Source organism: Terriglobales bacterium, assembly GCA_035624475.1.
GTDB lineage: Bacteria > Acidobacteriota > Terriglobia > Terriglobales > Acidobacteriaceae > DASPRL01.
This window is the reverse complement of sequence record DASPRL010000073.1, coordinates 1-4,334: the sequence shown is the minus strand read 5'-3', so window position 1 is coordinate 4,334 and position 4,334 is coordinate 1. Positions and strand designations below refer to the sequence as shown.

The following is a 4,334-nucleotide window of genomic DNA, read 5'->3' as shown; positions in this document are numbered from 1 at the left end:
CGTCTTCCTCTAGAGCCGCATTGCCCGGGCTAAGCGGACCGCCTCGATCTTGCGCAGTTCCTCCAGCACCGCCTCGGGGACGCGGCCGTCCACGTGCACCACGGCGATGGCCTCGCCCGCGCCGCCGCGCTCCCGCCGGCCCAACGAGAAGTTGGCGATGTTGATCTGGTGCTTGCCCAGGATGGTGCCCACCCGCCCGATCACCCCGGGCACGTCCTGGTTGCGCATGAAGATGAGGTTCTTCTCCAGCGGGGCTTCCACGTCGATGTCGTCCACCGCCAGCAGGCGCGGGGCGCTGCCGTGCAGCACCGTGCCCTTGGCCAGCCGCTCCTCCTGCGCGGTCTTGAGCAGCACGGAGAGCACGTTGGCGGCCCCGCCCTTGGGGGTGCCGGCCTTACGTGCCTCGCTCACGCGGATGCCGCGTTCCTCCGCGATGCCGGCGGCGTTCACCAGGTTGGCGCGCTCCGAGACTGATTGCTTGAGGATGCCCAGGATGGCCCCGTTGCGCAGCAGCTCCGTCTTCCACTCGGCGATGCGCCCGCTGTAGCGGATGGAGATCTCCTCGACCGTGCCCTCGCTGGACTGCGCCAGGAACGACCCCAGGCGCTCGGCCAGCAGGATGAAGGGCTGCATCTCGACGTACTCCTCGTGCGAGACCGAGGGCACGTTGACCGCGTTCTGCATCACGCCGCGCTTCAGGTACTCCTTCACCTGCTGCGCGATCTGGACGCCCACCGCCTCCTGGGCCTCGCGCGTGGAGCCGGCCACGTGGGGCGTGAGAATGACGTTCTCCAACCCGAGCAGAGGCGAGTTCCTGGGCGGCTCTTCGGCGAAGACGTCGAGCGCGGCGGCGGCCACGCGCCCGGACTTCAGGGCCGCAGCCAGCGCGGCCTCGTCCACCAATTCGCCGCGGGCGCAGTTGATGAGCCGCACCCCGGGCTTCATCTTCGCGAGGGCCGCGGCGTTGATCATGCCCGCAGTCTGCGGCGTCAGCCCCACGTGCAGCGAGAGGTAGTCGGCGGCGGCGTAGACCTCGTCGAGCGCCATGGTCTTCACCCCGCGCTCGCGCGCCACCGCGCTGGAGACGAAGGGATCGTGGGCGGCGACCTGCATACCGAAGGCCAGCGCGCGCCGTGCCACTTCCATCCCGATGCGCCCCAGACCGACGATGCCCAGGGTCTTGCCGCGCAATTCCGTCCCCATCAGCGCCTTCTTCTCCCACTTGCCGGAGCGGGTGGAGTGGTCGGCCTTGGGGAGCTGCCGCGCCAGCGCCAGCATGAGGGCGAGGGTGTGCTCGGCCACGGCCACCGCGTTGGCCCCGGGGGTATTCATCACCGCGATGCCGTGGCGGGTGGCGGCGTCGAGGTCGATGTTGTCCACGCCCACGCCCGCGCGGCCGATCACGCGCAGCTTCTTCGCCTTGTCGAGCAATTCGGCGCCCACCGGGACAGAGGAGCGCACGATCAGGGCGTCGGCGTCGGCGATCTGCTCAGGCAGCTTGCCCGCGACCTCCTCCGGCGTGAGGACCGTCCACTTGGACTCGTCTTTCAGCAAGTCCATCGCCGCCGGCGAGATCTTCTCTGCGATGACGATCTTCATGGAGAAGGCTAGTGTAGCGGGTAGGGGTGTGGATTTGCAGTGACGTTACACATTGTCATCCTGAGCGGAGCCGACCGAGCTTGCGAGAGAGGCGCAGCAAAGGACCCCTATGGCCTGGCAAACGCTTGCGATCATTGAAGCCCTACCGACAACCGTCGAGGGCATAGGGGTCCTTCGCCCGCAACGCGGGCTCAGGATGACAAGCAAGAGCTAGTCGTCGCTGGTCCGCGCGCGGCCGCGCGGCTTCTTGGGCTCGATGAAAGATTCGGCGCGCGCGTAGAGCGCCTGGGCGGCGCTCAGCCCCGCCCCGATCTCGATGTGCCGGGGGCGCATGGCGCGGGCCACCGCGTGCTCCAGCGCCCCGATCATCCCCATGGTGTCCACGTAGTCGTAGTAACCCATGTGGGAGACGCGGAAGATCTTGCCCTTCATCTCGCCCTGGCCGTTGGCCACGATGGCGCCGAAGTTCTCGCGCAGGTCGCGCACGATCACGCCCGAATCCACTCCCGCCGGAGGCACGATGGCGGTGAGCGCGGCCGCCGGCTGCGCCGCGAACAGCTTCAGGCGCAGCGCCTGCGCCGCCGCCTGCGTCATCTCCGCCGCCAGCTCGGCGTTGGCGATGAGCGCCTTGCGGCCCTCCTCGACCTCGCCGTCGCCCACCGCGCGCAGGTAGTCGAGCGCGGCCGCCAGCCCCGCCACCAGCGAGGTGGCCGGGGTGAAGGCCGACTCTCCCTGCTCCGCCGCCTTGCGCTCCTTGCGCAGATCGAAGTAGTAGCGCGGGGAGCGCGCGCTCTCCATGCGCTTCCAGGCGCGCTCGCTGACCGCCAGATAGGAGAGCCCGGGCGGGATCATGAGCGCCTTCTGCGAGCCCCCCAGGATGATGTCCACGCCCCAGCCGTCCACGTTCAGCTCGCTGGTGCCCAGCCCGGTGATGGCGTCCACCACCAGCAGCGTGTCCTTGCCGCGCAGCAGCCGCGCCACCGCCTGCACGTCGTGGCGCACCCCGGTGGAGCTCTCCGTGGCCTGCATGTAGACGACGCGCGGCTCCACCGTCTTGAGCTTGTCGCGCACCTGCTCGGCGGTGAAGGTCTCGCCGTAAGGCGCGCTGACCAGGTCGCCGGAGCAGCCAAAGGCGCGGGCCAGGTCGCGCCAGCGCTCGCCGAACTTGCCGGCGGAGAGCACCAGCACGCGGTCGCCGGGGGAGGTGAGGTTGGAGACGGCGGCCTCCATCGCCCCCGTCCCCGACGAGGCCAGCAGCACCACGTCGTTGCGCGTGCCGATGAACATCTGCAGGTCTTCGAGCACGCGGGTGTAGAGGGCGCGGAAGTCGGCGGTGCGGTGGTGGTACTCGCGGGCCATGGCCGCCTGCGCCGCCGGCAGCAGCGGCGTGGGGCCGGGCGTGAAGAGGCGGGTCTTGCGCAGCATAGGCTTCTTTCCGGGATGTGAGCTGGAACCGCGGCATCATCATAAGCCTTCCCGCCCGCAGCGGCTACGGCTTGCCGGCGCCCGCTATAATCTCTGCATGACTCTCGCCGAGCAGATCCAGTCCGACATCACCGCCGCCATGAAGGCGCGCGAGGAATTGCGCCTCTCCACCCTGCGCATGGTCAAGAGCGCGCTGGAGAACAAGCGGGTGGAGAAGATGGCCGCGCTCGATGACAAGGAGTCGCAGGCGGTGCTGGCCACGCTCATCAAGCAGCGCAAGGACTCCATCGAGCAGTTCACCAAGGGCGGGCGCAAGGAGCTCGCCGACAAGGAGGCCGCCGAGATCGTCATCATCGAGGGCTACCTGCCCCAGGCGCTGGGCGAAGCCGAGATCGCGGCCGCGGTGCGCGCCGCCATCGCCGAGATGGCCGCCGCCGGCGCCGCACCGACGATGAAAGAGATGGGCGCGGTCATGAAGAACGTCATGGCGAAGTTCGCCGCCGCCCAGCAGCGCGTGGAGGGCAAGCTGGTGAGCGACACGGTCAAGCGCGAACTCGCGCCCAAGTAGTCTCGAACGCAAACCCAGCCACGGATTCACACGGATTTCCACGGATCAAGACCCTTGAAGTCATATCTGTGAAGATCCGTGTTGATCCGTGGCCGGTTTGGAAGTCCCGATCACCCGATGCCCTTGTCCATCGCACGATTGGCCAGCCGGTCGGCCTCGCGGTTCTTCTCCCGGCGCACGTGCTCGATCTGGAACCACTGGAAGTCGCGGCGCAGGCGCTGCGCCTCGGCGTGCAGCGGCTTCAGTTCCGGGCTGCGCACCTTGTAGCGCCCCTGCATCTGCCGCACCAGCAATTCCGAGTCGCTGACGACCTTCAGCCCCTTCGCGCCCGCGCGCCCCGCGTACTGCAGCGCCGCGATCAGCCCGGCGTACTCGGCGTGGTTGTTGGTACGGTGCCCCAGGTACTCGCTCAATTCGGCGAGCTTGCGCCCGGCCTGGTCGGTGATGACCGCGCCGTAGCCGGCCGGGCCGGGATTCCCCCGCGCGCCGCCGTCGATGTGCGCCACCAGATATTCCGCCGGGCGGGACTCGGCTTCGGCGGCGAACAGGGGGGCCTGGGCAGGCTTCCTGACGGCGGATGGCTGACGGCGGATGGCTATCTTCCTTCTGAGAGCCGGTTGGCCAGGCGTTCGGGGAGCTTGGCGGCCAGGATCTTCTTCTGCGCCCCCTTCACGTCATAGGGGACGCGGTGGAAGGTGAGCTTCCAGGCCTCGGAGTCGAAGCTGGCGAAGGCGGCGCGGGA

Annotated in this window: 4 protein-coding genes; 1 reads left to right on the top strand and 3 read right to left on the bottom strand. The window is 68.9% G+C overall.

The genetic code is table 11. The features are described from left to right. Positions 1 to 9: 9 nt before the first annotated feature. Both serA and VEG08_03270 read right to left on the bottom strand, forming a co-directional pair. On the bottom strand, positions 10 to 1,599 hold the full coding sequence (serA, locus tag VEG08_03275) for a phosphoglycerate dehydrogenase (protein ID HXZ27002.1): 1,590 nt from the start codon (positions 1,597 to 1,599) through the stop codon (positions 10 to 12). A gap of 210 nt (positions 1,600 to 1,809) precedes the next feature. Beyond that, entirely contained in the window at positions 1,810 to 3,024 is a 1,215-nt protein-coding gene (locus VEG08_03270; protein ID HXZ27001.1) for an alanine--glyoxylate aminotransferase family protein, read from the bottom strand. A gap of 97 nt (positions 3,025 to 3,121) precedes the next feature. On the opposite strand from VEG08_03270, the gene VEG08_03265 reads away from it, so the two are divergent. Then, a complete protein-coding gene (locus VEG08_03265) occupies positions 3,122 to 3,592 on the top strand; it encodes a GatB/YqeY domain-containing protein (GenBank protein ID HXZ27000.1) in 471 nt (156 codons plus the stop codon). A 110-nt stretch (positions 3,593 to 3,702) separates the two neighbouring features. On the opposite strand, the gene VEG08_03260 is transcribed toward VEG08_03265, so the two are convergent. Beyond that, positions 3,703 to 4,098 (bottom strand): ribonuclease HI family protein, encoded by a 396-nt coding sequence (locus tag VEG08_03260; protein HXZ26999.1) that lies wholly within the window; start codon positions 4,096 to 4,098, stop codon positions 3,703 to 3,705. Positions 4,099 to 4,334: the final 236 nt, after the last annotated feature.

What these genes read in the sequence shown, in the direction of transcription:
- serA (HXZ27002.1), bottom strand. Translation starts at nt 1,599, where the DNA reads ATGAAGATCGTCATCGCAGAGAAGATCTCGCCGGCGGCGATGGACTTG.
- VEG08_03270 (HXZ27001.1), bottom strand. Translation starts at nt 3,024, where the DNA reads ATGCTGCGCAAGACCCGCCTCTTCACGCCCGGCCCCACGCCGCTGCTG.
- VEG08_03265 (HXZ27000.1), top strand. Translation starts at nt 3,122, where the DNA reads ATGACTCTCGCCGAGCAGATCCAGTCCGACATCACCGCCGCCATGAAG.